20 protein-coding genes and 3 other annotated features (1 of these 23 only partly in view) are annotated in these 25,632 nt (G+C 36.3%); of the genes, 5 read left to right on the top strand and 15 right to left on the bottom strand.

Going from position 1 to position 25,632, the window contains the following annotated elements; genetic code table 11:
* Positions 1-230: a binding site (T-box leader), on the top strand; it begins 1 nt to the left of the window's first position.
* A 136-nt stretch (positions 231-366) separates the two neighbouring features.
* Positions 367-610 (top strand) — a binding site (T-box leader).
* A gap of 63 nt (positions 611-673) precedes the next feature.
* The 3 genes from BCR25_RS03820 to BCR25_RS03810 all read left to right on the top strand — a co-directional run bounded on the left by BCR25_RS03820 (position 674) and on the right by BCR25_RS03810 (position 3,007).
* The gene (locus tag BCR25_RS03820; protein ID WP_069662302.1) at positions 674-1,315 is read left to right on the top strand and encodes an amino acid ABC transporter permease; all 642 of its coding nucleotides are present in this window, start codon (positions 674-676) and stop codon (positions 1,313-1,315) included.
* A gap of 225 nt (positions 1,316-1,540) precedes the next feature.
* Positions 1,541-2,176 carry an amino acid ABC transporter ATP-binding protein gene (locus BCR25_RS03815; protein WP_069662301.1) on the top strand — a complete coding sequence of 212 codons (636 nt, stop codon included), beginning with the start codon at positions 1,541-1,543 and terminating at the stop codon, positions 2,174-2,176.
* A gap of 12 nt (positions 2,177-2,188) precedes the next feature.
* Positions 2,189-3,007 (top strand): amino acid ABC transporter substrate-binding protein, encoded by an 819-nt coding sequence (locus BCR25_RS03810; RefSeq protein WP_069662300.1) that lies wholly within the window; start codon positions 2,189-2,191, stop codon positions 3,005-3,007.
* Between the two features lie 167 nt (positions 3,008-3,174).
* Here the strand turns inward: BCR25_RS03810 and BCR25_RS03805 are convergent, their stop codons facing one another.
* From BCR25_RS03805 to BCR25_RS03745, 14 genes are all read right to left on the bottom strand, one after another.
* Entirely contained in the window at positions 3,175-3,483 is a 309-nt protein-coding gene (locus BCR25_RS03805; protein ID WP_069662299.1) for a rhodanese-like domain-containing protein, read from the bottom strand.
* On the bottom strand, positions 3,467-3,967 hold the full coding sequence (locus tag BCR25_RS03800) for a GNAT family N-acetyltransferase (protein ID WP_069662298.1): 501 nt from the start codon (positions 3,965-3,967) through the stop codon (positions 3,467-3,469). Before BCR25_RS03800 ends, BCR25_RS03805 begins: the two co-directional genes overlap by 17 nt.
* 209 nt (positions 3,968-4,176) lie before the next feature.
* Positions 4,177-5,646, bottom strand: coding sequence for a glycoside hydrolase family 1 protein (locus BCR25_RS03795; protein ID WP_069662297.1), 1,470 nt, complete (start codon positions 5,644-5,646; stop codon positions 4,177-4,179).
* A 332-nt stretch (positions 5,647-5,978) separates the two neighbouring features.
* Complete coding sequence (locus tag BCR25_RS03790; RefSeq protein WP_069662296.1) at positions 5,979-6,305, bottom strand: hypothetical protein; 327 nt, start codon at positions 6,303-6,305, stop codon at positions 5,979-5,981.
* Between the two features lie 23 nt (positions 6,306-6,328).
* Complete coding sequence (locus tag BCR25_RS03785) at positions 6,329-6,985, bottom strand: hypothetical protein (RefSeq protein ID WP_069662295.1); 657 nt, start codon at positions 6,983-6,985, stop codon at positions 6,329-6,331.
* A 65-nt stretch (positions 6,986-7,050) separates the two neighbouring features.
* Positions 7,051-7,578 carry a hypothetical protein gene (locus BCR25_RS03780; RefSeq protein WP_211272483.1) on the bottom strand — a complete coding sequence of 176 codons (528 nt, stop codon included), beginning with the start codon at positions 7,576-7,578 and terminating at the stop codon, positions 7,051-7,053.
* A gap of 10 nt (positions 7,579-7,588) precedes the next feature.
* Entirely contained in the window at positions 7,589-10,261 is a 2,673-nt protein-coding gene (locus BCR25_RS03775) for a fibronectin type III domain-containing protein (protein ID WP_069662293.1), read from the bottom strand.
* Positions 10,262-10,576: 315 nt separating this feature from the next.
* The gene (abc-f, locus tag BCR25_RS03770) at positions 10,577-12,166 is read right to left on the bottom strand and encodes a ribosomal protection-like ABC-F family protein (RefSeq protein WP_069662292.1); all 1,590 of its coding nucleotides are present in this window, start codon (positions 12,164-12,166) and stop codon (positions 10,577-10,579) included.
* A gap of 771 nt (positions 12,167-12,937) precedes the next feature.
* Positions 12,938-14,896, bottom strand: a complete 1,959-nt coding sequence (locus tag BCR25_RS03765; protein ID WP_069662291.1) for a trypsin-like serine peptidase — start codon at positions 14,894-14,896, stop codon at positions 12,938-12,940.
* A gap of 8 nt (positions 14,897-14,904) precedes the next feature.
* Positions 14,905-16,173, bottom strand: a complete 1,269-nt coding sequence (locus BCR25_RS03760) for an LPXTG cell wall anchor domain-containing protein (RefSeq protein ID WP_069662290.1) — start codon at positions 16,171-16,173, stop codon at positions 14,905-14,907.
* A 77-nt stretch (positions 16,174-16,250) separates the two neighbouring features.
* Positions 16,251-17,048 (bottom strand): glycerophosphodiester phosphodiesterase, encoded by a 798-nt coding sequence (locus tag BCR25_RS03755; protein ID WP_069662289.1) that lies wholly within the window; start codon positions 17,046-17,048, stop codon positions 16,251-16,253.
* A gap of 648 nt (positions 17,049-17,696) precedes the next feature.
* Positions 17,697-20,210, bottom strand: a complete 2,514-nt coding sequence (gene leuS, locus BCR25_RS03750; protein WP_069662288.1) for a leucine--tRNA ligase — start codon at positions 20,208-20,210, stop codon at positions 17,697-17,699.
* Between the two features lie 177 nt (positions 20,211-20,387).
* On the bottom strand, positions 20,388-20,546 hold the full coding sequence (locus BCR25_RS20280) for a hypothetical protein (RefSeq protein WP_169818981.1): 159 nt from the start codon (positions 20,544-20,546) through the stop codon (positions 20,388-20,390).
* A 58-nt stretch (positions 20,547-20,604) separates the two neighbouring features.
* Positions 20,605-20,847, bottom strand: a binding site (T-box leader).
* A 51-nt stretch (positions 20,848-20,898) separates the two neighbouring features.
* Complete coding sequence (locus tag BCR25_RS03745; RefSeq protein ID WP_069662287.1) at positions 20,899-22,923, bottom strand: muramidase family protein; 2,025 nt, start codon at positions 22,921-22,923, stop codon at positions 20,899-20,901.
* A gap of 308 nt (positions 22,924-23,231) precedes the next feature.
* On the opposite strand from BCR25_RS03745, the gene BCR25_RS03740 reads away from it, so the two are divergent.
* Together BCR25_RS03740 and BCR25_RS03735 are read left to right on the top strand one after the other, a co-directional pair.
* Complete coding sequence (locus BCR25_RS03740) at positions 23,232-23,885, top strand: DUF1700 domain-containing protein (RefSeq protein WP_069662286.1); 654 nt, start codon at positions 23,232-23,234, stop codon at positions 23,883-23,885.
* Position 23,886: 1 nt separating this feature from the next.
* Complete coding sequence (locus BCR25_RS03735; protein WP_069662285.1) at positions 23,887-24,918, top strand: DUF4097 family beta strand repeat-containing protein; 1,032 nt, start codon at positions 23,887-23,889, stop codon at positions 24,916-24,918.
* Between the two features lie 97 nt (positions 24,919-25,015).
* On the opposite strand, the gene BCR25_RS03730 is transcribed toward BCR25_RS03735, so the two are convergent.
* On the bottom strand, positions 25,016-25,632 hold a 617-nt coding region (locus BCR25_RS03730), incomplete at its 5' end, for an IS3 family transposase (protein WP_069662284.1).

Raw genomic sequence — 25,632 nt, 5'->3', positions numbered from 1 at the left:
AAAAAACAAAGAACAGAAGAGTACCTTTATTGTTTCATTCAAGAGAGTCTTTGGTTGGTGGAAAAAGACAGAAAAATAAGGCGAACCACATCTGGGAGTTAACTTTTTGAAGGTATCAGTAGGAAAGTTCGGGAGTGCCCGTTACAGCATTAGAAGTCTATGACTTCATGAGGTTATCGTTGTGAGGCGATAATGAAAAAAGGTGGAACCACGAATTTTACGTCCTTTGGCATTCATTGCCAAAGGACTTTTTTTATACAATCCTGTGATTGGTGCAAGGCTAGAGTTGATGTTTGACATTACTTGATGACCTTAAAATCATTAAGCTCCTTACCTATCACAAAAAAATAAAGACTAGTCAATAAAACAAAACACATATTCAGAACAAGTAGTCATCGTTCATTTCCTGACAGAGACTTTTTCATTCGCTGAGAGAAAAAGCTGGAAACCGTTGACGAACACATCTGTCTAGTCAGCTTCTGAATTTAGTAAGAAGCTGCGGCATTCTCCGTTATCAGAAAAGAATCTCTATTACTATTAGAGACTCTATGAGGTCACCATTGCGAAATCGTGACAAATTGAGGTGGAACCGCGAATCTTCGTCCTCTTGGCATTTTGCCAAGGGGGCTTTTTTGTTTTATTTGCTACACATAAAAAAAATGGAGGAATTATCATGGATTATATTTTAGAAATTTTACCTGCTTTATTGGATGGCGCATTTATGACATTGAAGGTGTTTATCTTTACGTTGCTCGGCTCGATCCCTTTAGGAATTTTAGTGGCTTTCGCTTTGCAAACGAATTTTAAACCGCTACAGTTTTTGATCAATATTTATATTTGGTTGATGCGCGGAACACCTTTACTTTTACAGCTGATCTTTGTTTTTTACGGACTACCGTTGATTGGAGTTGTTTTCGAGCGTTATGATGCTGCCTTATTCGCTTTTATTTTGAACTATGCTGCTTATTTTGCTGAAATCTTTCGAGGCGGAATTCAGTCGATTCCAGAAGGTCAGTATGAAGCCGCAAAGGTTCTTCGTTTAACAAAATTTCAAACTGTTTCAAAAATTATTTTGCCTCAAGTAATCAAAGTAGTCCTACCTTCTATAGGGAATGAAGTAATCAATTTAGTCAAAGATACTTCACTTATTTATGTTCTTGGCCTAGGCGATCTATTGCGTGCAGGAAAAATTGCGATGAGTCGAGATGTCAGTCTATTACCTCTAGTTTTAGTGGGCATCATTTATCTTTTATTGACTGCCGTTTTGACCTTAGCTTCAAAGAAATTAGAAAAACATTATCAATATTATAAATAGAATTGACTGTTCTTATTATCGAATTGCCTAAATCAATCCTTAGGAAAATAAATAAATTGTCAGTGAGACAAAAATCATCTCAAAGCTAATTTCCTAATTTCCTATCAAGGCTTAGTGAGTGAGCCTGTTCCACGTTTATTCTTATCCCACTGCACAAGCCAGCCTTCCTATTTTCCTGTTAAGGCTAAGCAGCTTGTTCCGCTATTATATTAAGGAGGAATTTCTATGTTACTTATTAAAGATTTAACGAAAAGCTTCGATGGTCGACGAATTATCGATCAATTAAATTTGGAGATCCAAGATGGTGAGATTTTAACGATCGTCGGACCATCTGGCGGAGGTAAGACGACCTTACTAAGATGTTTGGCAGGATTAGAGACGATTGATTCTGGAGAACTGATCATAGATGGTACGAAATTTGATCCAGTTGAAATGGATAATGCAGATCAAGTGGTCGGGATTGTTTTTCAGGACTTTCAATTATTTCCACATCTCTCCGTTTTAGAGAATATAACTTTAGCACCCATGCTTTCCTTAAAACAAACAAAAGAAGCAAGTGTGACTGAAGCACTTGATCTATTAGCTAAATTTGGATTAAGCGATAAAGAAAATTTGTACCCTTACCAATTATCTGGTGGTCAAAAACAGCGTGTTGCTCTCGCACGAGCATTAGCAATGAAGCCGAAAATATTGGGTTATGACGAACCTACTAGTGCCCTCGATCCTGAGCTTCGACAACAAGTAGAAGAAGTGATTTTAACCTTGAAAGCCCAAGGAATGACTCAAATCGTCGTTACCCACGACATGACGTTTGCTGAAAATATCGCTGATAATATCCTGACAGTCACACCTGTTCAGTAGAAAGGAGCCACTATGAAGAAAAAAAGAAAACTATTCTCCACGATTCTCATCTTACTTTTAATTCTGATCATCTCTGGCTGCGGCAGAAAAAAAACGGATACGGATCAATGGTCACGTATCGATAATGAAAAACGCATCATTGTTGGTTTGGATGATTCCTTTGTACCAATGGGCTTTCAAAGTAAAGCAGGAAAAATTATCGGCTTTGATGTTGATTTAGCTAGAGCTGTATTTGAACAATATGGGATCAAGGTAGATTTCCAGCCAATCGACTGGTCCATGAAAGAAAATGAACTACAAAACCAAACGATCGACTTAATTTGGAATGGCTATTCTAAAAGCGCGGAGCGGGAAGAAAAAGTCTTGTTCAGCGATGAATATATGGAAAATGAACAAGTAGTCGTCTCTTTGAAGAAAAATCAGATCAATCATTTTTCTGATATGAAAGGTAAAATTTTAGGTGCTCAAAATGGCTCTTCCGGCTACCATAGTTTTGAAGAACAACCAGAAATCCTGAAAAATAGTGTAAAAGATCAAACGGCGATTTTGTATGATGGGTTCAATGAAGCCTTCATGGATTTAAAATCTGGACGAATTGATGGGTTACTGATCGATCGAGTATACGCTAATTACTATCTTTCTCATGAGGACAATCTAGCTGACTACTCGATCGTCAGCGGTGATTTTGAAAGTGAGGCCTTTGCTGTCGGAATAAGAAAATCTGATCAAAAGCTTGCTCAAAAGATCAACACTGCCTTTGAACAGCTAAGAAAATCAGGAAAACTTGCGGAAATATCTAAAGAATGGTTTGGAGAAGATGTAACAAAATAATTTTTCACGCTTTCTTCTCTTCTACTCATTACTTAGCCGCTTATTATACTGCATTTGGTACTGTGCTAAACACTAAACCCCTGCACAAGGCGATCCTTGACAGGGGTTTTCTTTAAGGCAGATACTTTAACAAACGTGCTTATTTTCTATCATAAATCACTCAATTCTTATATACTGCTGACTTGTCCGTTCCAAACAGACATTCCTTCTGAAACGGAAATAACATTATAACCGTAATTTTCAAGAAAAGAACACGCATGCTCCGAACGAACACCATGCTGACAAATAACATAATGTGCTTGTTCTGGATCAAGTTCTTTCATCGCTTGAAATAATGTTGATAAGGGAACATTTTTAGCACTTGCAATGTGTCCATCCATAAACTCTTCTGCCTCACGAACATCAATGATCGATACAGACTGATTGGTGGTTAACTCAATCAATTCTTTTAATTCTTTATTAGATATTCTCTTCATTAGGTTCCTCCTGCAGCTTTTTCAAATACCAAACGTCCATAACACTGTGAACAGATCCTACTAAAGGTTCATTTAATTTTGTAAAGCCAAATGACCGATACAAACTATTCGCTTTGTCCATCTTGTTCATTGTCTCTAAATAGCAGTAATCATAATAGTTTTGGGCATAGCTCAATGCTGTTTTCATCAGTACTTTGGCGATTCCTTGCCCTTGAGCTTTTGGGTCTAAATAAAGTTTTTGCAACTCACAAATTTTTCTATTCATATCAAAAGGTGCAATACCGCAACCACCGATAATCTCATCATTGATTTCAACTACCCAATATGTACCATTGGTTTGACGTGCATAGTACTGACTTAGTTGTTCAAGTTCAGGGTCAAAATAGGCTGTCCCAGCAATAGCCAGATCGAAGGATTCTAAAGTAGCTTTGATGAGATGTTTGATTGCTTTATCGTCTTTTGGTAAGATTTCTCTGATAATCATGAATTTCACCCCATTAGCAGTATACCATTGTTCTTATTTACAACAAGTGATTCTTATTTTTTCTATGAATTTGATTAAAAATATATGCAAAAAAGAGTGAGTGAGACATAACTCTTCGAGTCATATCTCACTCACGTGGGATCCTTATAACCGGCGGGAACAGAAGTACAAATCCGCGCTTAAATGAATAAAACATTTTTTTTCTGTTTTTATTTCTCTTGTTCACCATTAGCGGCGATCAGTTGCTTGTACCAGTAAAAAGATTGTTTTCTCGAGCGATTCAAGGTTCCATGCCCTTCATCGTCCATATCTACATGAATAAAACCATACCGTTTTTTCATTTCACCTGTACCGGAACTCACCACATCAATACAGCCCCATGGTGTGTAACCAATCAAATCAACACCATCTAATTCAACTGCTTCTTTCATTGCAGCAATATGTTTGCTGAAGTAGTCAATCCGATAATCATCTTGAATCGTCCCATCTGCTTCTATTTTATCAACTGCGCCAAATCCGTTTTCAACAACAAATAACGGTACATTGTAACGATCGTACAATTTACACAAGGAGATTCTCAGACCTAATGGATCAACCGCCCAGCCCCACTCCGATTCCTGTAAGTGAGGATTTTTTACTGCTGGCATTTGATTGCCGCCAACATATTTTACTTGATCAGGATTAGAGGCAGAAACAGTAGACATGTAATAACTGAAGCCAATATAATCGACTGTTCCTTCACGGATAATCTCATCATCTCCTGCTTCTTTTTGAATCACGACATTTTCTCGTTCGTATTCTTTTAGTTTATGGGCAGGATAGTAGCCTTTGACTTGAACATCGATATAAAACTCTTGCTCACGATTAAATTTGATTGCTTCCATAACATCTTCTGGCTTACAGCTCATTGGATAACTTGGGATATAAGCCACCATCATGCCGATTTGAAAATCTGGATTGATTTCATGCCCTAGTTTGACTGCCTTAGCACTTGCAACAAATAAATGATGCGCCGCTTGATATTTTGCTTGTTTATCATTTTTGTGAATACCGATTTGTGTCCAGCTCCGCAGAAAATTGATTTCATTGAAGGTCATCCAGTATTTCACTTTATTTTTATAGCGTTTAAACAGAGTCTCACAGAAAAATAGGAAATAATCGATCACTTTTCGATTGGACCATCCATCTAACTCATCTGCCAAATACATTGGAATATCAAAATGATTGATCGTCACAACAGGTTCAATTCCATATTTTAGCAATTCATCGAACACTTTATCATAAAAAGCCAATCCCTCTTCGTTGATCTCCATCGTTCCTTTTGGACAAATTCTTGACCAGGCGATCGATAATCTAAAGCATTTAAATCCCATCTCTGCAAACAACGCAATGTCCTCTTTATAATGGTTGTAAAAATCAGTTGCTACATGACTTGGATAATACTGATCTGGATCAACATAGCCCACAGCTCCTTCTGGCAAGGCTTGGTCTCTAGCGCACGTTTCGATTTTTCCATCTTTGGTTTTATACGTGATCATTCTTGGTTTTGCCGGACTACCTCCTGTGATCGCATCAAGTGTACTTAGCCCTTTGCCACCAGACAGATAACCGCCTTCATACTGATTTGCAGCAGTTGCTCCGCCCCACAAAAAGTTTTCTGGAAATCCTGATTTACTCATTCATCATTCTCCTTACTATGTTTTTTAAAAAACGTTGCGTTCCTTCATTTTCTTGATTTAGTTGAGCTTTTTGACTCCCGCCAAAAAATAAAACCACAACATAGAAAAAACGACAAACGCATTGTCCTCTTTGCTATACTGTGGTTATGCCCAGAAAATCCAGTTACATTCCATTGATTACATTAATCATAACATTACTGGAAAACGCTGTCAATCCTTGATTTACTGGTAAGATTCGTTTAATAAAAATAAAACTCCTGCAATGATCGTTTCTTCAAAGTTAGCATTTTTCATCTAACCTTGCCTAATCATCACAAGAGTTATTCCAGTCTTTAACGGCTGGATCCTGTTCTTTTTCTATGTGCTTCCCTTATCAAAATCGTTAAATAGATTAATAATACAAGCAAACCAATTAGCGCTAGTTTATTCGTAATAAAACCTGTATCGGGAAATTTTTTTAATACTATGTGTGTTTGCATTGGTTGTGCAAGTTCCTGCTTTTTTTCTGGTTCAACTGATGGTTCGACCGCTTGTTCATCTTTACCAATCTGACCGGAGATTTGTATCTCGGCAGCAGCTACACGATCGAAGGCTATTTGAAAAAGACTAAAACCAGTTAAAAGAATCAATGTGACGAGCGAAATTCGATATCGTTTCATCCTTCATCACAACCTTTTGATTATTATGGTGTTACACCGATCGTCGTACCATCTTTTTGAATTGAGGCAAATTTCAATGTCAACGTATAATCTTCATTAGCAGCTGTTTGATTTACATCCGTAGGTAAGTCCGCTACTGTTGTTCCTACATAGGTAAATTTTGCTTCATTTGCGTAAGCTGCTGCTTCATCAGTATCAATATTTAAGCGACCATCTTTGTTAGCTAGTGTTAGCCAAACTGGTGAGCTTGTTAAGTCTACAACAGCATTATCTTTAATTAAATCTTTTTCAGTAGGGGTAGCGAATAAACCAGTCCCTTTAGCTTTGATTTTTAACGTATCCACATATGTTGGTGTTCCAGTCATTTTGTTCAACGTAACAGCTACGCCACGACCTGAATTATTTACAATACTGTAATCAGCTGATTCGATGTTTTTATGTGCACTAGCAGTCGTAGTGTGGAATGCTGTTGCCGTATCGACTGTCACATTGATCCATTCGTCAGACCCTTCTGGAATATTTGTATCAGGATCTGTATTGTCTAATTTTCCAATCGTTCCATTGATGATCACATCTGCTGAATTTTCACCATCGATCGTTTGTGCAGACGCAAAGTGCGTTAAACCAGCTACACTTAAACTTAACATTGCTGCACTAAGTACTAATTTTGTTCTTTTCATATTGATTTCTCCTTCTTGTGTGTAGAATAATATATTTTTTAACAGATATACTGTTAAATACAATTTTAGTTGTTGACTTGAATCGTTATCCCCGCCTGAACTTGGCCACGCTTCTTCTTGGTTTTTGAATCATAGATATTAAAGGTTGCAGTCGCCGGATGATCACCTTTTTCCAGCTTTTTATCTAGTTTTGCACTGGTTATTTCATAGCCTGGTTGAATCGCTCCAGAAGAATAAATTTGTTCATCGGAATTATCTAAATGAATGACCACGTTGATTGGATAACCATTCTCAACTGGATTTTGGATATAAAGACTGCCTTCACTTTCGCCAGTTTCAAAAACAGCGACCGATTTAATGACCATATTGAATTTACTTTCATCCACGGCTTTTTGTTCAGCAGCTTTAAGTTCTGCATCAGTCATTTTTTTTGCACCTTTAGCCTCCGGCAGATAATCTCCAGACACGACTTGAACAGGCTCTGTGTTGTTAGAAAAATAATAATACAGTCCTCCTGCTGCGACTGCCAAAAGGAGCAGTAATAATAGCAGCAGTCGTTTTTTCTTTTTCTTTTCTTCATTTGATTTGTCCATAGAATCCCTCTCATTCTTCATTTCTCTCAACTTTGAAAGTCATTTTATATAGCGGAAATACTGCCTGTTTCGTTGGATTAAAGTACTTACCTTCGAGACTCAAACTTTTTTGTTCATTCACGTTCAAAACGCCAACTGTTAAAGGATTGTTTGATAAATCACTTGTCAAAAAAAGTGGTTCTTGCTGATTATTGTCTATTATCATTTGTAACGCCAATTCATCCTGGCCTGAATTGCCAGAAAAGTGATCTAATAATAGTAGTTGATTTGCAGCTATATTTTCCTTCGTGAGATCCGTTATTGATACTTTTGTAGATACATTCCCTTTGTTCACAACATGATATTCAGCTGAAGATACATTCCCTTCTTGTAAGGTACCTAGATCTTTGTTCTGTGTCTGAAAAGCCATCTCGATAGGAACTTCCACATTGATGATTTCTGTTACTGTTTGAAATTGGGTTAAAGGTGACATCGCTAAGATAACTTCTTCTCCAGAAACCCCAGTGACTTTCGTACGAACGTAATAGGTCACATCTCCATCAAGTCCATTTAATTTCGTCGTAAATTTTTGATTTTTGTCACCATAAAGATCCGCAATTTGCGCTTTTGTTTCCTGTACAGGAAAGGCTTTGTTCTTGCTGTATTCCACTTTGACTTGTTGGTAATTGCCGCCATAATAGGCTTGTTGACCAGGCAACGCTAACTCTTCTCCATTTGAATAATCTGTCCACTTTCCTGTATCACTAGCCAGTTCACCATTGATGATTGCTGAGGTCGTTGTAACATCTGCTGTGATATTTTTCAGCTGTGGTTTTGTGGTAAATCTATCAACATTCGAAAAATCACTTTCTCCTACTTGATTCGTGACAATCATTTGGGCCCAATAGTTTGTATTTGGGTTTAAATCATCTATTGTCACTTTATAAATTGAATTCAGTGTTGTATTTTCTTGATCATCAAAATTATTCAATGTGACGATATGCTTAGCTTTTCTTAAATCGCTTGTATCTGCTTCAGCAGTAAATAAGAAAAATTTTACTGTCGAAGCAGGACTTCCGTTATTGACCGATGAACCGTATAAAGAAATGGATGTGTCTGTTTCATCAGCTGCAATTAGCCCTAACTGATCTGGGACATCCATAAATTCACTAAAAATGATTTTCTGCGAATTTTTTAAGGATAGAATCTCTTGAGTAGAAAAAGAATCTAATGTACCTGGGATATTTGTAAAGTTTGTTCCTTGAACACTTAGATCTGAGGCCTCTTTAAACATTTCTTGCGTGGGCATGCTATTTGTTTTACTTGTGAATGTCTCTATTTTTTGTAAATAGTTACTTGTAAAGGACAAATTATTTACGCCATTTGCACCATTTAAACCAATAGTCCCAAGGCTTGTTCCTGAAAATGAAACCTGCTTTGCTTTATCCATACTGATTGCAAACATGCTGGAAGCGGATGTTGTGAAGATTCCTCCACTAGCAACATCAATCGAAACATCCGCATTTTTACCGATCGCCATTCCACCCTTAGAACTATTTAGGTTGATTGGTAAAGGTAGAACAAAGTTGACCTTCGCATTTTCTTGAAAAGAAAAATTGACTGGCTGTGTTTGTAATGAATAAAAAAATTGATTCCTCGTCCCACCGGTCGCTAATGTAACCTTATCCAAATTAAATACAGCATTTTTTTCAACAATGTAACTAGGCGCAAGTGTGCCGTAGGTCATATTGCTATTGGTTTTGATATCTAATACTGCGTTTTCTCTAACAACGATTTGAGATGTATTAGCATAAGGATTTCCAGAAGCAGTGCTTGTCGACCAAATAAATGCATTTGTTTGATTCGACGAATGTTCAATAACTGTTTCTCCATTTTCAACTTCTACATAATTGATCTCAGCCCATTCTTGAGAGTAAGCACTCGTTCCTTTTTGCTCGATTCGATTTGTTCCTCTCATAATAACTGAACCGTTAGGATTATAAATCATTTGCCCATTTGTCGAATAGTAAGAAATACCATCATAAATAAGTGTGACATTCGTTGCAGATCCTGTGACAATTCCGTAATAACCCACGGCTCCTGTTCCATCAGTATTACCAAATTGAGTATTTCGAATCTCAATCACTGCATTTGCTTGATTCGTATAAAAACCTCTAGCCGCTATCGTACTCTTATTATAGGTAATGGTATATCCTGCACCATCAATGATCGTACCAGATTGCAGCTGAAAGGCACTCGTTCCCAAATCGATATTGTTCGTTAAACGAAACTTCAATTTTTGGCTATCTTTTAAATATTCAGTGAGTGTAGCAGCGGAATCTACTAACCAAAAATCTGCATCCTCTTGCATAACATCTTCACTGTATAATTGCGTTTTGGTTACAACATCCTTCTCTTCTATAGGTAAAGATTCTTCATTATTTTTACCTTTTAGCTCTTCTTTTTCTACACCGTTTGTACTGACATTCTCACTAGACTCTTCTGAACTTTCTACTGTCTCAAGCTCTGAAGTCTCAGTAGTCTGCTCAACATCTGTTTGTTCTTCTGAAGTTTCTTCTGTCATTACTTCTTCTTTTTCCTGCACTGATTTTGCCGGCTCAAATTCTAAAGCATAGGACCAATCGCTCGGAAAAATCATCATAATTAATGTACAAATTAAAAAGATAGATATACTTTTTCTCACGACTGCCTCCTTCACTTTCAATAAAAAGATACTTTAAAATATTTTCCACATTTAACATTGTATTGTAATTCCTAGTTAATATCAATTTAATATCTATAATTTTTATTATTTTTTTAATTTTTATATAAAAACAAACGATTAATACATTACGCCCTTTAGGTTTTCTATTAAAATCTTTTAACAAATCATTTTTTTCTTTTTGTAAACAAGTGATTTTACTCGAATCAAAATTTTGAAAAAAAAATAAAAAAGAAGAGATAAGACAATGTGTTATTGTTTTATCTCTTTTTTTAATTGACTATAGAATCTTTAGATTTAAATACTTAGAAAATCACTTGATTTTTTTCTTACTTTCTGATGTTCGACGATTAAAAAGGTATCTGCCATTTTTTGCAGAAAAAAGCGATCATGGGAAACAACCATCAATGTTCCTTTAAACAACTGTAAGATTTCTTCTATTTCTTCCCGCGTCTCAATATCTAAATGATTAGTTGGCTCATCTAACACTAGAAAATTCGTTTCACTATACATTAATTTGGCTAATTCTAAACGAATCTTTTCTCCACCGCTCAAAAAGCGAATTTGCTTCGTCACATCCTCCTTATAAAAGGAATACTTCGCTAAAATTTGACGAGATTCTTGCTCCATCAAAGAGCAAGCTTCACTAAAATTTTGAAGAATCGTTTGCTTTGGCTTTTGATAATTAATCACTTGAGCTAGATAACCTATTTTAAGATTGGTTCCTCGTCTTATTTGCCCCTCGTCCACTGGTTCCATCCCTAGTGCTAATTTTAGCAACGTGCTTTTCCCAGCTCCGTTCTCTCCAATAACCGCTATACGTTCTTGCCAAAACAAGGAAAAATCAGCTTCCCTAAATAGATGATGTCCTTCATAACTTTTGCTGACTTTTTCAAATTGGAGGACTTCTTTTCCCGAGCGCGCTGTTTCTTTAAAACTTTTTCCTATTTTACTTACTTCTTCTTTAGGCTTCGTTATCGTTTGGATTTTTTCTAATCGCTTTTCTAATTGTTTAGCCTTTTTAAAAAATTTTTCATTGTCTCCTTCGTGTCCCCATTGACGGAAACGACGAATTGCCAGCTTTATTTTTTTTACTTCTTTTTCCTGCTCAGCAAAGTCTTTTTTTAATTTTTCCAGCTGTTCTTCCTTTTGCTTCTTATACTCAGAATAATTTCCTTTATACGCTAATGCATGCCCATCTTCCAATTCAATGATCCTATGAACAACATTGTCTAAAAATAAACGATCATGAGAAACGATTAAATACGCAATTTTCTCGTGCGCTAGATAAGACTCTAACCAAGCAATTCTTTGCGTATCAAGATGATTCGTCGGCTCGTCTAGCAACACTAAATCATTTTCCTGCATTAATATTCTCGCCAGGGCTACAATTGTTAATTCTCCGCCACTTAAATCAGAGAGATTTTTAGGTAGAAGATGACTAATCGTCAAACCATTAGCAATCATGCTCAAACGATTTTCCATTTCATAGCCGCCAGCCTGTAAAAATTCCTCTTGTTTTTGCCCATAACGAACTAAAGTTTGTTCTAAATTACATTCTGGGTCAGCCATTTGTTGTTCCAATTGTGTCAGCTGCTTTTGAATCGCCAGCAAGGTAGTAAAGGTTGCTAGAAGGTAGTCCTTCACATTTTCTATCGTCGCTTCTGGCAATTGTCGCAAATATCCGATATGACTATTTTTTTTTCGGCTAACGGTTCCAGAATCGACCGTCTCAAGTCCAGTGATGACGTTTAAGAGTGTTGATTTTCCAGAACCATTCAGACCGATCAGGCCGATTTTCTCACCTGCATCAATTTGTAAGTCCAAAGAGTCAAACAACGGTACGCCGCCGTAATTTTTCTTTATATTTTGTATTTGTACTAACATACTCTCCTCTTTCTGCCATTCAGACAGATTAACTAAAAACGGTTTCAAGCCTTTTAACTATCCATGTGATAACGCTGTACTCTTGTAGATTTCACTTCGATCGCTGCGCTTTTATTATGATTTCAGGGTACACAAAAAAGTTGAACAACTAGTTGTTCAACCTTCATCATCACTTACATAACATGCAGCATTTCGTTGCATGTTTCGTTATTTTATATCGAGTTATCTTTAAGTAAATAAGTCTGAATGGTCTGTTTTATTCAATTGATTATCCTATTTTGGACACACTTGTGCCTTGGAATAAAAAATTGGAAATAATGACATGACAAAAAGCCAGATACGTTAATAAAAACGAAATACTTGTTGTTATTTTTGACATGTTGACCATCGTACTTATTCACCACCTTTATTCTTTGTCTTTTTATTGTAGCATGAAGTTTTTCAATGTGCAAAGCCTTGTTTAGCTTTTGGAATTCAGCACACAATCAACAACTAAAATAAATACCTTAAAGGAATTTAGCAAAAAAGGCTAGACGCCTTGATATACAAGACTTCTAGCCACTCATGATTTTATAGTTAGTTAATTTGCTACGATATTTGAACACATCACTGCAATTCAGCTAGACTTTGCTTGCAAGTATAGCATTTTTTATCAACCTACATTTACTTAGTTTTACATAAATGAACATATAAATACAGACAAATCATGCCAATAATCGTAAATTCAAAGTTTTAAAAATATTTCTATTCGCTTTTTTATATAACACAGAGTTAATCATTTATTGGATCTATATTATCTGAGTTGCTGGATATCATTGTCTCCAATTCTGGATCTATATTTTCTTCTGTTCCATCACTAAATTCTTGTTCTGGAACACTCTCACTTGTTGAACTTTCGCTTGTTTGCCCTGAATTCATCAGGCTTCTAACATTTGTAGCTGCACCTGTATTCAAATAGCCCGACCATACATTACTACTGTCATACAAAGAGTAGTATTTGACACCATTTCCTAGAGTATATACATACTTGGCATTATATTTAGTTTTTAGCTTTCCAGTTGTGTTTCCTTTTTTAGCACTAAAATAAAAGTTTGACCAGATTGTGTAGCCTTCTTTTGCAATTGTTATATTTCTATTAAGTGCCTCGGCTTTTAATTCCTTTGCAGCACTAGCATTTAAATAGCCAGCCCACGAATCATTACTATTGTACAGAGAATAATACTTCACACCATTTCCTAATGTATAGGTATACTTAGCTTTGTATACCTTCCCCAATGATCCTTGGGTATTTCCTTTTTTGTTAGAAAAATAGAAATTTCCCCATGTGGTAAATCCTTCTTTTGTTATGGTTATATCCTTATTTAACGTGTCAGCTTTAAGTTCTTTGGCAGCACTAGAATTGATATATCCTGCCCACGATCCTTCAGCATTATATAACGAGTAGTATTTTACTCCATTCCCTAAGGTATATGTGAGTTTGGCGTTATAAACTTTCCCTAACTTTCCAGCTGTATTTCCTTTTTTGCCTGAAAAGAAAAAGTTTTCCCACAACGTCAGACCTTCTTTAGTTATAGTTACATTCTTATTTAGAGACTGTGATTTCACTTCTGTGCAAGCTCCAGAATTAATGTAGCCTGCCCATGAGCCATCAACATTATATAGTGAGTAGTAACTATTATTGTTATCTAGTTTATAGACATATTTGGCTTTATAAACTTTTCCTAACTTTCCAGTCGTGTTTCCCTTTTTATTATTCCAGTCAAAGTTTCCCCAAATAGTGGTTCCTTCCTTTGTGACTGTAACATTCTTATTAAATTGTTTAGCAACATACTGATCCTTAATACCTTTAACAAAATTATAGTATTCATCATTAAACCTGACTCCGTCATTCATTACCGAACCGCCCCCAACATGAACACCAACAGTATAATGATCTGGTGTATGAATTGGGCTTCCACTATGTCCCGATGTCGTATCAATTCTATAACTTAGTTCATATGACGTACTGCTTACTATAGGTCCGAATGAGGAATACATCTTACCATACTTATTCTTATCAGTAGCATTATTACTACCAGGATAACCAGTTACATTGACGTTACCTGATACAGCCTGCCTCATTCCAAAGTAACCCGTTCTATCTCCTATTTTTTTCTTTAACTTTATAACAGCAATATCATCTTTTGTATTATATTTACTGCCATAAGCACCACCGCCAGATTTCCAACTCTTTAAAATATAAACTGATCTTATATCTGAAGTTTGACCAAAAGGAAGGTATCCACTATCATAACCCGGTTGAATTTTCAATCCATTAATAGTCCATCGTCCATTCGAATAGACACAGTGAGCTGCTGTTACAACTGTGTCTGGTGAAACTAAAAATCCTGTTCCTGCATAATCTCTTATACCATTAGAAAAACCTAGTCTGACAACAGCGCTATTCGGATATTTTGTGGTATCTACTCGATAGCGGTCATCTGAACCAATAATACCATATGGTTCTGGAACTGCATTTCCCTCAACCCATGCACTTGAGTATTCTTCAATGGGTAATGAAGATTCAAAGACACTAGATTCAAGAGTCACATCTTCAACTATATTCTCCTCAAGCTCCATATTTTGCTCAACATCAAAAACACTAACCTCAGAATCTTCTGCATAAACAAATTGATTAGACACAAAAAGAACTGAGAAAATACTCAAATACATTAATAGATATTTTTTCATTTTTTCTCCTAAAATATTTTTTTAAACAAAGTTGTAAACGTGTATATTGCTAACAAATTTAACCCCCAAATTTGAAAAACAAATTGACTTTGTGACTCACCTGTTTTTGGCAATTCACCTGTTTTAGTTGAGCTCCCTTTATTACTAGTTTGAACACCAGCATTCTGATTCGTTTGTGTAGTTAAATTTTTTATACTTACTTTTATCTTCTTCGGCAGTAATTCGGGATATATGATTTCTCTATCAGGATACTTTTCTTTAATATCTTTAACTGTTTTATCTGATAACTCAACTCCAACATAGATAGCGTCCTCTCCAGCTGTAAGTGCTTTCCATGTACCATTACTTGATATTTCTATATATGGATTGTCCTTTATTTCGGTGAATACACCTTCCAACTTGATTCCCTCAAATTCACCTAACGTTAAATGACCGCTTTCACCTACCATACCCACAATTTCATTTTCAAGAGGTTCTAGACGAATGCCTATTCTGTCTTTCACTGAATTAGCCGGATCATTAATCTTCACAGGAATAAATTGTTGAATTTCTTGTACCATAATCTGTTTATCTGGGTACTTTTCTTCAATTTTTTTTAAACTTTCTTCTGACAAACTAAATGTTGGTAGAATGGCTGTTTCACCTACTTTTAGCGCTTTCCATGTACCGTCCTTTTGAACTTCCACAAAAGGATTATCTTTCACTTCTTTAAAGGTTCCTGTTAGAGGTATATCCTCAAAATCTCCTACACTAATTACTCCTGTAGCACCAATTTCGGTTTCAATAGAACTTGGTGAAAAATTATATCTTATAGAAATTGACTTTCCTATTTTGACTTCTAAAATCTTAGGTGGCTTTGACGGATATATAACCTCTCGATTAGGGTACTTATTTTTGATAGCATCTAATGTATTTTGAGATAGTTCTACCCCTACAACTATTTTTGTATTTCCTACCTTTAATGCTCTCCATGTACCATCACTTTCCAGCGCTATATAGGGATTATCTTTTATTTCAGTGTATATCCCTTCTAGCTTAATGTCTTCAAAAAAGCCTAAATCCAAACTCCCCTCACTACCTACCTCCCCATTTATTGAATCTTGCACAGGATCCAGATTGATTCCTATTGCTTGATTTTCGAGTGGTACGTCTTCTTTTAAAACTTCTGATTGGTTACCTGATGTTGGCTTATTAAGATTATCAACACTAAAAACTTCTTCGCTTGAAAAAGTACCAATTATCATAACACCAAAAAGCGTCATTAACATATTATTCATTTGTTTCCTCCTTCATATATATTGTAACTGATTACGAATTATAAATACACTACTTTTCGTTTTTTGACAAAAATTAATTACTCCAATTTCGTAGGATCAATTTTATCTGTTTCTATGATTGGAACACCTTGCCTCTGAAGTTCTTGAATCCTTTCAGCATCATTTACTCCATATACTTGATATTTTATTTGAGCTTGGCTTAGCTTTCTTAGCATTTGTTTATCAGCTTGAGAATTTGATATAGATAATAATGAATGTTCATACTCCTTAACTTGTCTTATTTCATCATCAATATTATTTTTACTATCATAAAGCCATGAAACAGTTGCATCCGAGTATTTCTCAACCACATTGTCTCGAATTTCCTTGTTGCTCAATACAAAAAAGGATCGATCATAGACTTTATATTTCTTCAATGTTTGTATTATTGAATCAACAAATTTTTCATTCGCCCAATCACCTTTAGATCCATCAACGTTCACTTCCAATTTCGTTTTGGCAATAGCTTTAACTGTCTCTTCAAATGTAGGAATTTTTACTATCTTACCTTTAAATTCCGGATATTCTTCAGTTTTTATTGTCAAATTTTTCAGTTCTTTTATAGTAAAAGTTTCTGCTATTCCTGTCCCATTGGTTGTTCTATCTAAAGTATCATCATGCATCAAAAAGTTGATTCTATCCTTGCTAGTTCTAACATCAATTTCAACACCCGAATACCCTAAGACATCAGCTTTTTCAATCGCTTCAAGAGTATTCTCAGGTGCAGCAATATGAGCTCCTCTATGAGCAATTATTTTCGTTTCATTTGCTTTTCCAACAGTACAACCTGTCAATATAAGCATGGATATCGACATTGCAAATATCATTTTCCTCATTTTTATATTCTCCTAATTTAATTGTTATAGTTTTATTCTTCATTAAACACCATTTACCCAACAGAATTAATTCACTTGTTACTTAAACCTCTTTTTATTCATGAAGACTCTATTATTTCTTCATCCACCATCTCAGCTGATTCTCCTCCTTCTTTTATAATATCATAATACACAACCTATTTCATCACATTTTGTAAGATATAAACATATAGCTAATTAACATTCAAAGTCTTTTTACCTTGAAGTAAATGAAACTTTCTATCATAAATTATGCGATTTTAGATTACTTTTCTACTCGAGTAATTCCTCATCACTTAGTCCTCTTGACGAGAAACAAGTGAGATGCAACGTCCTTTTCATGTTTCTTACTTTTGTACCATTGTCATTCATTTTGTAATACTAGGTACTATCAATCTCATTTCCCTCCATACTTTATGAGGTCTTTATTTATCGTAAAATAAAATTCTTTGTACTCCAATTATTTACAATAGAATTACAACGAATTTCTAAAACTGATTTACTGAATACAATACCACATCACTTTTGACATACTCATGGTTTGTTGGATAAAAAAAGTATAGACCCCTCCACAAAAAAAGCTAGAAGTCTTGATACAAGACTTCTAGCCACTCATTATTTTATAGTTAGTTAATTTGCTACGATGTTCACCAATTTTTCAGGTACTACAATGACTTTGCGTACTGTTTTGCCTTCGATGAATGATTGAATTTCTTCTGTAGCCAAAGCTTTTGCTTCAAGCTCTTCTTTACTTAAGCCTCTAGGAACATTTAGCTTTGCTCGTACTTTTCCATTGACTTGGAATACCACTTCAACTTCATCTTCGATCAATGCTGATTCATCATAAACAGGCCATGGAACGTTTGTTAAACTTTCTTCATTGCCAAGAATTGCCCAAAGCTCTTCACCGATATGTGGAGCAATTGGTGCTAATAACTGAACAAATCCTTCTATATACTCGTAAGGTAAAACATCGACCTTATTTGCTTCATTAACAAAGACCATCAATTGAGAGATCGCTGTGTTGAAATGCAGATTTTCCATATCTTCTGTTACTTTTTTGACTGTTTGATTATATACCTTCGTTAGACGACCATCGTTAACAGTTGTAATACGGTCGCGCATCTTGTCATTTTCATCGACGATCAAACGCCAGACACGATCTAAGAATTTACGGCTGCCTTCTAGACCATTTTCACTCCAAGCGATTGATGCATCTAAAGGTCCCATGAACATTTCGTACATTCTTAATGTATCTGCACCGTATGTTTCAATAACATCATCAGGATTCACGACGTTTTTCAAGGATTTACTCATTTTTGCAGGTGCTTCTTCCAGCTCCTCACCTGTTTCAATGTTCACCCAAATGTTATCACGCTTTTCAACCATATTTGTTGGTACAAGAGCTCCGCGGCTGTCACGGAAGCTTTGACCTAGGATCATTCCTTGATTATATAATTTTTGATACGGTTCTTTTGTTGGCACAACACCGATATCATATAAAAACTTATGCCAAAAGCGAGCATACAGTAAGTGTAATACTGCGTGTTCTGCTCCACCAATGTAGATGTCTACAGGAAGCCAGCGTTCCAATTTCTCATAGTTAGCTAGCTCTTTTTTATTATGAGGATCCACATAGCGTAAATGATACCATGAACTTCCTGCCCATTGCGGCATTGTGTTCGTTTCTCTTTTTCCTTTTTTACCAGTCTCAGGATCAACAACATTGATCCATTCAGTAATATTGGCTAGTGGAGATTCACCTGTACCGCTTGGCTTGATATCATCGGTTTTAGGTAATCTTAATGGCAATTCTTCTTCTGGTACTGTTGTTGTAGTACCATCTTCCCAATGAATAACCGGAATTGGCTCACCCCAATAACGTTGACGAGAGAATAACCAGTCACGTAGACGATAGGTCACTTCTTTTTTCCCACATTCATTTTCTTCCAGCCATTGATACATTTTTTCATTCGCGTCTTCTTTGTTTAGTCCATCTAAAAAGCCAGAATTGATATGAAGTCCATCACCTGTATACGCTGCTTTAGTGATGTCTCCTCCTTCGATCACTTGGACCATCTCGATGTCAAATTTAGTCGCAAATTCATGGTCTCTTTCATCATGTGCCGGCACAGCCATTACAGCACCTGTTCCATAACTGCCTAACACATAATCTGCGATCCAAATAGGGATTTCTTTCCCATTGACAGGATTGATTGCATACGCACCTGTAAAGGCACCTGTTTTTGTTTTAGCTAAATCGGTACGATCTAGATCAGATTTTTTGCTTACTTCATCTTGATACGCTTCAACAGTTGCTTTATGTTCTGGTGTAGTGATCATATCAACTAATTTTAGTTCTGGTGCCAAGACTAAGTATGTGGCAGCAAACAATGTATCTGCCCGAGTCGTAAAGACTGTAATCTTTTCATCGCTGTCTTTGACTTTGAAATCGATATTCGCACCTTCTGAACGACCAATCCAGTTGCGCTGCATATCTTTGATATTTTCCGGCCAGTCAACTAGTTCTAAATCATCCAATAAACGATCTGCATAAGCCGTGATTTTCAGCATCCATTGACGCATTGGCTTTCTGATAACATCATAGCCGCCTCGCTCACTTTTACCATCGATCACTTCTTCATTAGAAATAACTGTACCAAGTTCTGGGACCCAGTTAACTGCGACTTCCGCTTCATAAGCCAAGCCGTGCTCATATAATTTAGTAAAAATCCATTGTGTCCATTTGTAATAGTCTGGATCAGTCGTGTTGATTTCACGATTCCAGTCATAGCTGAAACCTAATGAGTTGATTTGACGTTTAAATGTTTCGATATTCTTCTTTGTGAATTCAGCTGGATCATTCCCTGTATCTAAAGCATATTGCTCAGCAGGCAAGCCAAACGCATCCCAGCCCATTGGATGTAAAACGCTGTACCCTTGACTTCTTTTCATCCGAGATAAAATATCAGTTGCAGTATAGCCTTCTGGGTGCCCTACGTGTAACCCTTGACCTGATGGATATGGAAACATATCCAATGCATAAAATTTTTCTTTGTTTGGATCATCATGGGTAATAAAGCTATTGTTTTTCGCCCAGTATTTTTGCCATTTCTTTTCAATCTTTTTGTGATCATAGCTCACGATTATTTCTCCTCCTAATTTATGAACAAGATTTTTAAATACAGTTTTGATTAAGTAAAATCGTTTTACACGTCGTATAGATTTTTTTGGCTTCAAAACGTCTATGCCTTTGCAATCGCTGTGGTTTTGGCCTGCTTTGTAACTTCTCTCCCTATGGTCGACAAGTATTGTGCATCATCAGCTCTGATTCCCAATCGCTGTGATTTCGGCCCGCTTTGTAACTTCTCTCCCTTTGATCAAAAAGTATTGTGCATCATCAGCTCCGATTCCCAATTGCTGTGGTTTTGGCCCGCTTTGTAACTTCTCTCCCTCTGGTCGACAAGTATTGTGCATCATCAGCTCTGATTCCCAATCGCTGTGATTTACAATAAAAACGTCCTACAGGAAATATTTCCTATAGGACGTTTGACATACAACGTGGTACCACCTAAATTCACTTGCATTAATACAAGCCTCAAACGATATAACGGTCGTCACCGAATCTACTTAAAAGTGCAAGAATAATCGAAAAAACTATTCTTTGACTGGTTCAGTAAAATAACTCAAAGGCGAGTTCAAAAGCTTCTGTACGTATTTTCACCAGCCATACGCTCTCTAAAACATGGTTCTTTCTACTATTCCTTCTCACTGTTTGTGTATCAGTTATGTGACCTCATACTACCAAACTTCTTTAAAAATTTCAATTGTTTTATTTAACTTTTAATCGTTGCCCAATGTAGATCATATCACTAGATAAGCCATTTAGCTGCTTGATTTTTTGAACACTTGTACCATATTTTTGTGCAAGTCCCCATAATGTATCACCACTTTTAACACTATGGCTACCGGCACTTTGGCTGCTACTTTGATTACTTGTAGAAGATGAAGCATTTGTCGAGCCGCTGCCTTTCTTGACAACTAAACGCTGACCTGGATATATTATATCACCGCTTAAATTGTTCCATTGGCGCAGATTGGTTAAGCTGATTCCGTTAGCATTGGCAATCGCCCATAATGAGTCACCTGATTTTACTGTATAATAGCCGGACGCAGAGCCAGAGTTGTTTGTTGAGCCACCTGAGTTGCTAGATGAATTACTGCTTCCGCTACTTGTTCCAGCGCCTTTTTTCACAATCAATTTTTGTCCAGGATAAATGATATCTCCGCTTAAATTATTCCATTGACGTAGATTTGCAATACTCGTGCCATTGGCGCTGGCGATTGCCCATAATGAATCGCCTGATTTTACTGTGTAATAAGAATTTGATCCTGTATTACTAGAACCACTAGTATTGCCTGTTGAACTGCTGTTGCCGCCAGTACTACCGCTATTCGTACTGCCAGAACCTTTTTTTACAATCAGTTTTTGTCCAGGATAAATGATATCTCCGCTTAAATTATTCCACTGACGCAAATTAGTAATACTTATTCCATTCGCATTCGCAATAGCCCACAATGAATCGCCTGACTTCACTGTATAGTAAGAATTTGATCCTGTATTACTAGAACCGCTAGTATTGCCTGTTGAACTGCTGTTGCCGCCAGTGCTACCGCTATTCGTACTGCCAGAGCCTTTTTTCACGATTAGTTTTTGTCCAACATAAATCATATCACTGGATAATTTGTTCCAGCTTTTGATATTCGCAACAGATGTGCCATACTTAGAAGCTAATGCCCATAAGCTATCTCCAGCCTTAACAGTATGCGTTACGTCTTGACCGCTTGTACTACCAGTATTACCGGAATTACCAGTATTACTACCTGTGTTGCCTCCAGTATTTCCGCTTCCTGTATTACTGCCTGAGTTGCCTCCAGAAGAAGGAGTATCATATTGCGTTAGATTGTAAGTTGTAATAATGTTATTTAATTTTGTATTATAGCTTGGATCCGTTGCATAACGACCTGTTAGCCAGGCTGTAGCATCTCTATAGGATTTGGTATTACTTTTCCACGCACCAGAATAATAATAAACACCCGATTGAAAAGAAGTGTTTTTTAACACATAGGCATTGTCACTAAATGACTCTGAATAGGAAGGATATTTTCTAAACGCGGCGTTCACCTGAACCCATTTTCCATTATAGACTTCCCAAGTTTGCATAGTAACAGATTGTCCTTGATAGCTGCCTTTGATACCAAATAAATTATGGTTTGGTGCAGCAGATAAAGTACTTCTGCCCCAGTCACTTTCTAAGATTGCTTGCGCCATCATGACAGAAGCATATAAGTCATTCGCTGCTGCTACAGATCGAGCATGTCCTGAAATATCAGCGATAAATGTACTAGGACTGATACTTCTTGTTTGAGCCGAAAAAGAACGTAATGAAACTTCTGGTGCTTCTGATTCTTCTGTCGTTGAATCCGTCGTTTCTGTCGTCTCCTCAGTACTTTGAGCTGTTTCTGATGTATTTAATTCAGATGAATCAGTTGTTTCAGTGACTTCTTCACTGGAAGTTGTTTCCTGAGTTTCTTGTGTCATCGAATCAGTTGTGTCAGTTGTCGTTTGTGTTTGAACGGCTTCTGTATGTGTAAGTGAATCTGAGTAACTAATCTGTGCATTAGGTGTCTGGTCTTCGGCAGCTTCTGCAAGTTTAGGAGCGGCAATAGGTGCAGCTATTGATGAAACAACTATTGCTGAGCTCAAAACGGTCGTGCCTTTTTTTAATTGATCAGCAGCGAGTTTATTTTGTTCAGCTTTCCTTCGCTCTTTCCTTGATAATTTGTACTTCTCCATATATAAGTCCTCCGAGTTTTCTAAAAAAGTATACCTTCTCATATTATACCCTTTTTTTAAGGAAAATAGAATATTTTTTTAATAAATCCTTTCCAAATTTTTATTTCAAACGTTGTTTATTTCATTCTTTTATTATTTTCTTCCTTCATCTTATACCTAGTTTTTTTTCTGTGCAAAATCTAGGTCTCAAGACTGATATTCCTCTTTACCTTAGGCTGATTTTTTTCTTTAGGGCTTGTTATTGCTAGGAAAAGTAATTATAGTGAAGAAGAAGTAATCGGATTGTTTGACGAAATGAGGGGAAAAAGATGAATAAAGAACATTTTTTAATTGAATTAAAAATCTATTTAAAGCCTTTAACAGCTCAACAGCAAGCTTTCATCTTAAACAAGTATGAAACTATTTTTGATGAACGTCTGTCTGAAGGAGAAACGGAAGAAGAAATTGCTAAAGATCTGGGAAAACCCAGAACAATCGCTGAAGAGATCTTGCAGGAATTTGATATCCAAGTACCTGAAAAACGATTAGAACGCGATGGCTGGCAGGAAATCCAACCTGCAGCAAGCTATGATTATTATGAAGAGCCAACAGAACATCCGTATGATGACACTTATCAATCCTATGAGAGGCCCAAACATAGCGCATTTGGTCGTTTTTGCCAAGTAACCGGTGTTATTTTATTGAATTTTCTTTTAATGTTTTGGTGTATTTTTAGTGCGGCTATGCTTCTCTTATCGTTTTGGTTGATGGCATTACTCTTTTTATTTTCACCTATTTTAGGCGGAATCTCTATCTTTTCAGGATTTAACGATGCAGCAACTTTCGAAATGTTTGTTAGTATTTTCCTTTTCGGCGCTGGTATTATAGGTTTATTGATTTTAGCACCTTTAACAAGATTTTTGGGTAGAGGATTAAAACGCTACTTCCTATGGAATATACGTGTATTGAGAGGGGAAATGTAAGATGAAGAAAACTACTGCTTTTTTCCTAACAATAGGTGTATTAGCAATGATTATCGGCGGAATTGGCAGCGCTGTTTACTTTAGACGCGCTGAACAATCCATGACGGACACAAAAAAAGAAAACTATACAATCAAAAACAACCAAAATCTAAAGGAGATTCATCTTTCTCTTTCTGGAAATGCAGAATACAATATCGTAACAGAAAATTCAAATCAGGTTACAATGAATACGCGCAGCTCTGGTCCTGTATCGATAAAAAGTTCATTAGCTGTTGAAGAGAAAAATGGTCAAGTTCTGGTCTCAACAACGAGTAACCAAAAAAATTCTGATTTAAAAGGGTTTAATTTTGGCTTTTTCGATAGAGGTTCCTTGATTTCTTTATCGATTCCAGATAGTGCAGAACGAATTATTATCGACGGTTCGGCTTCTAGCAGAATCAATCTGATAGGAGTTAATGCGAAAGAGGTTACTGTTACAACTGATAATGCAGATATCCAAGCAAATGGCATCAATGCTGAAAAATTATCGATCGAAACCAATAATGGTGATCTAAATGTTTATACAGATGTAAATGCAGACAAAGCAACATTTAAAACAACGAATGGTGATATTCAAATCAACGATTTTGCCGCATCAAACTGGTCAGCAACAAGTACTTCAGGCTCTATCTCTTTAGACACAGTCAAAGGTATTGCTACGGTCGAAACGACAAATGGTGATATCGATGCAAGGGACCTAAAGGGAGAAGCTGATGTCAAAAGTGTCAACGGTGATTTTTCATTATATGGTTCGGAAATACCTAAAAAATTGAACGTTCGTACTCAGCAAGGCAGTATTGAAATATATGCAGATGAGATTTTATATGACGTCTCTATAAACACTAAAACCAAGCTAGGCGACAGTACGATCTACGGTACAGAAAAAACTTCTTATAAACGTGGAAAAGGCTCTCGAAGCTTTGATCTTCAGTCAAATTCTGGAGACATTTCAATCGATGGTCCTGTTGATTCAGATGACGATGAAGACGAATAACTTTTTTATATGAACGTGTTTTATTTTAGGTTCTAAATTGGAAATTACAAGAAGAGGCTGGGACAGAATGAGGTGCGCCCTAAAAGTTGTACGTAGATTACCCAGCTAATTGGCTGGTATGAATTCGGTATTGAACCGGACTCATACCAGTCAATTTTTCTTTTATTCGATGGTGATTGTAGTAATGAATATAAGTTGTCACTGCTAATTCTAATTCTTTGAAACTAAAAAAGCTACGTCGATAATACATCTCTTGCTTCATCAAGCCGAAAAAATTCTCCATCAATGCATTGTCCAAACAATTTCCTTTTCGAGACATACTCTGATACATTTTTGCTTGCTTTATTCGTCGTGTATATTGCTTATTTTGATAGTGCCATCCTTGATCAGAATGAATCGTCATTCGATAGTTTACGTTCTTACGTTCTTCAATAACTAGTTCTAGAGGTAATAGTACACAGTCCAATGTTGGTTTCTGTTGGAACTTATAGGCAATGATTTCTCCGTTAAAACCATCTAGGAAAGGGCTAAGGTAAGCTTTTCTTTTTGTTTTAATTCCTTTGGAATTTATTTCCGTATAGTGGAATTCTGATATATCTGTATAAATCTTTTGTCTAGGAAGAGAGCTGAAGAATCGGCGATTCACTCTATTTTTAGCTACGCTTCCTACTCGTCCTTTATAAGAACGGTAACTTCTTGATCGGCGGGTAAAAC

Source organism: Enterococcus termitis (assembly GCF_001730305.1).
Classification (GTDB): Bacteria; Bacillota; Bacilli; order Lactobacillales; family Enterococcaceae; genus Enterococcus_L; species Enterococcus_L termitis.
Note: the sequence above shows the minus strand (reverse complement) of the source record. Positions and strands in the feature narration are given on the sequence as shown.

What these genes read in the sequence shown, in the direction of transcription:
- BCR25_RS03820 (WP_069662302.1), top strand. Translation starts at nt 674, where the DNA reads ATGGATTATATTTTAGAAATTTTACCTGCTTTATTGGATGGCGCATTT.
- BCR25_RS03815 (WP_069662301.1), top strand. Translation starts at nt 1,541, where the DNA reads ATGTTACTTATTAAAGATTTAACGAAAAGCTTCGATGGTCGACGAATT.
- BCR25_RS03810 (WP_069662300.1), top strand. Translation starts at nt 2,189, where the DNA reads ATGAAGAAAAAAAGAAAACTATTCTCCACGATTCTCATCTTACTTTTA.
- BCR25_RS03805 (WP_069662299.1), bottom strand. Translation starts at nt 3,483, where the DNA reads ATGAAGAGAATATCTAATAAAGAATTAAAAGAATTGATTGAGTTAACC.
- BCR25_RS03800 (WP_069662298.1), bottom strand. Translation starts at nt 3,967, where the DNA reads ATGATTATCAGAGAAATCTTACCAAAAGACGATAAAGCAATCAAACAT.
- BCR25_RS03795 (WP_069662297.1), bottom strand. Translation starts at nt 5,646, where the DNA reads ATGAGTAAATCAGGATTTCCAGAAAACTTTTTGTGGGGCGGAGCAACT.
- BCR25_RS03790 (WP_069662296.1), bottom strand. Translation starts at nt 6,305, where the DNA reads ATGAAACGATATCGAATTTCGCTCGTCACATTGATTCTTTTAACTGGT.
- BCR25_RS03785 (WP_069662295.1), bottom strand. Translation starts at nt 6,985, where the DNA reads ATGAAAAGAACAAAATTAGTACTTAGTGCAGCAATGTTAAGTTTAAGT.
- BCR25_RS03780 (WP_211272483.1), bottom strand. Translation starts at nt 7,578, where the DNA reads ATGGACAAATCAAATGAAGAAAAGAAAAAGAAAAAACGACTGCTGCTA.
- abc-f (WP_069662292.1), bottom strand. Translation starts at nt 12,166, where the DNA reads ATGTTAGTACAAATACAAAATATAAAGAAAAATTACGGCGGCGTACCG.
- BCR25_RS03765 (WP_069662291.1), bottom strand. Translation starts at nt 14,896, where the DNA reads ATGAAAAAATATCTATTAATGTATTTGAGTATTTTCTCAGTTCTTTTT.
- BCR25_RS03760 (WP_069662290.1), bottom strand. Translation starts at nt 16,173, where the DNA reads ATGAATAATATGTTAATGACGCTTTTTGGTGTTATGATAATTGGTACT.
- BCR25_RS03755 (WP_069662289.1), bottom strand. Translation starts at nt 17,048, where the DNA reads ATGAGGAAAATGATATTTGCAATGTCGATATCCATGCTTATATTGACA.
- BCR25_RS20280 (WP_169818981.1), bottom strand. Translation starts at nt 20,546, where the DNA reads ATGATGCACAATACTTGTCGACCAGAGGGAGAGAAGTTACAAAGCGGG.
- BCR25_RS03745 (WP_069662287.1), bottom strand. Translation starts at nt 22,923, where the DNA reads ATGGAGAAGTACAAATTATCAAGGAAAGAGCGAAGGAAAGCTGAACAA.
- BCR25_RS03740 (WP_069662286.1), top strand. Translation starts at nt 23,232, where the DNA reads ATGAATAAAGAACATTTTTTAATTGAATTAAAAATCTATTTAAAGCCT.
- BCR25_RS03735 (WP_069662285.1), top strand. Translation starts at nt 23,887, where the DNA reads ATGAAGAAAACTACTGCTTTTTTCCTAACAATAGGTGTATTAGCAATG.